Consider the following 2275-nt stretch of genomic DNA (forward strand, 5'->3'; position numbering starts at 1 on the left):
CCCCTTGACGGGATAGCAGATCAGATCCACGACGTTGGCCATGCGCCGCCCCCTCCTTCGCTCCGCGACCACACTAGAACGTACGCCGTGTCGAGGGACGTCATCAGCCCGACAGCGCTCCGAGCGGCGTGGAGGCTATTTTGTCAGGAGCCGTGACGGTGCTGGCAGTTGGGCGTGGTGCCGGGCGTTCCTGCTTGCCTCGGCCGGCCCGCTGGTGGCCATGCCACCCGGCCGGGGCGCTACCACCGGGCCCTCACCGTCGACAGCGGATCGCCGACAGACGGCGGTGCGAAGCCGGGTACTTCGCCGACGGGACGTGCACCGGCCTGCGGCGCGGGCATGGCGGCAACGCCGGCGCGAACGTCCTGCTCTCCGGGCGGGACAGCGGCCGGGAGCGGCCGCTGGGCTGGACGGTGCCGTCCAAAAGGGAGAAGAGCTCTGCGGGCCGGTCGTGATGGTGGGGCGTGGCGCCCTGCGCCCCGTGGGCGAGCGTGACGTGCTGGGTCGACAGGGTGCCGTCGGTCGCGCTGCTGTCGGCCAGCAGCCGGACGGTGGTGGGAGCGTGCCCGATGACCTCGGCCTCCTTTCGGAAAGGCTGGCCGTGATTGGGCTCTGGTCCTGTCAGTGACGTGTGTGTCTCCTGCGGGCTGCCGGGCAGCGGGGGAGGGGCAAGGGGGTGTTCCGGGGGGATGTCACAGAGCGAACAGGAGTCCTGCGCACAGCAGGACTACCACGGCCGTGGCGAAGTGGATCCCGAACGTGGGCGCGCGCGTGCCGCCGCTGCGCAGAACTATCATGGTGTCGCCCAGCGGAGTCAGCGAGGCCACCAGTCAGAATCAGGCCGTTGCCTGCGTGGTGGCGAAGGAAGCGCGACACTGAACTCAGATATCGGTCGGCGGGAGTTCCGCGCATCCAGCAGCCCCCGAATGGTGCCGAGTGCGTTCTTTGGCAACGTGGTGCGCTGATCGACGATGACGCTGCATCCCAACCGGGCGGCCCCGCATTCCTCGGCCATGCTCCTGACTGCCGCAGCCTGGTTTCCGGTCTCGATCCAGTCATCGACCAAGAGAACCCGGTCCGCCGGCCCCGGCGCGGCTGCTGGAGCCGCAGCGTGTGGCGAATGCGCCGGTAATCGGGATCCGATTGGCGCACCACTTTGTCGCCTGGGAAGAGGCCTTCACCCTTCCGGACAGGAACGAATCCGACGCCGAGTTCGACCGCTGCGGCACCTCCCAAGAGGAATCCCCGCGACTCGATACCGCAGACTGCGGTGACCTCCTCGTCCCGGAACGGTTCCACCAGACCTGCGACCACTGCGGACAGCGCCTTGGCGTCCCGGAAGATCGCCCACACATCGGCGTGCCCGCCGACCCATCGAAAGCGCTCCAGCGCCAGATCACGTGCGGTCGTAGGCATGAGCGGGAGTCTCCCGATCGCCGGACTGCCCAGGAACCCAATATCGACTGGCCGCTCTCGGTACCATCCCGCCCGTAGACAGAGAACAAGCTCAGGGCCCTCCGTAGCGGTTCTCCAGGGCTGCCATGTCCCAGACCACTGACACGCCGTCCTGTTCTGCGTCCGCGTCCTCCCAGTACGGAAGCCCCTGTTCGTCTGTGGTGAGCACGTAGTCCAGGACATCCGTGGCGGAGCCGTCGGACAGGGCCTGCGCGGCCCAGCTGAGCAGGGCTTGCAGCGAGGTGTACTGGGGCCAGTCGTCGAACCGTCCGCCGTCACCGTGGGCATGCGCACCGATACGACCGTGCCGGTCACCCGGTGCCATCTCGACGAAGAGGGAACCCCCGGCGCCATCTACGGCCAGAGGCAACCAGGACGAACGCCAATACCGCAGTTCATCGGGAACGTCCCGCTGCTGTGACCCGGTCCACAACACGTAGTCTTCTGCGATCTGGGCTGCGCCGGAGAGGCGGTAGTTGCCGGGCAGCAGAAACTCCCCCGAACCGTCATGGCGGCGCAGGGACGCCACCAGGTCGTCCGGGAACGCGAGCCCGCACTGGCGTTCTGCCGCGCGTACCGCATCAGAGCCCGTGGCAGGAGGCAATGAGGAGTACGCCGGCGATGCGTACTCGCACAACCAGTTCTCGATCTGCAACCACGAGCCGTCAATCGTCATGGAATGCATCGTCGTCTGCGGGACCACCAGACACCAGGCCGGCGTCATTGCTCGGCACCACAACCGCCCCGTAGATGAAAAACAAGCTGAACGTCCGACGGCACGGCCCCTCCCTTCATGCGGGGCCGCGACGAGACACGGTCC

Annotated in this window: 1 protein-coding gene and 2 pseudogenes; all 3 read right to left on the minus strand. The window is 67.6% G+C overall.

The genetic code is table 11. The features are described 5' to 3' along the window. Positions 1-415: 415 nt before the first annotated feature. Positions 416-625 (minus strand): annotated as a pseudogene (locus ACQKIP_RS45475) (hypothetical protein); the annotation flags it as partial. 67 nt (positions 626-692) lie between these two features. Beyond that, positions 693-830, minus strand: a pseudogene (locus ACQKIP_RS45480) (DUF4267 domain-containing protein); the annotation flags it as partial. Between the two features lie 677 nt (positions 831-1507). Beyond that, the gene (locus tag ACQKIP_RS45485; protein ID WP_365862176.1) at positions 1508-2131 is read right to left on the minus strand and encodes an SMI1/KNR4 family protein; all 624 of its coding nucleotides are present in this window, start codon (positions 2129-2131) and stop codon (positions 1508-1510) included. Between the last annotated feature and the right edge of the window lie 144 nt (positions 2132-2275).

Origin of the sequence: Streptomyces sp. NPDC059900 (genome assembly GCF_050270335.1) — a bacterium.
Classification (GTDB): Bacteria; Actinomycetota; Actinomycetes; order Streptomycetales; family Streptomycetaceae; genus Streptomyces.

Coding starts and splice junctions, on each gene's coding strand:
- ACQKIP_RS45485 (WP_365862176.1), bottom strand. CDS start 2,131: ATGACGATTGACGGCTCGTGGTTGCAGATCGAGAACTGGTTGTGCGAG.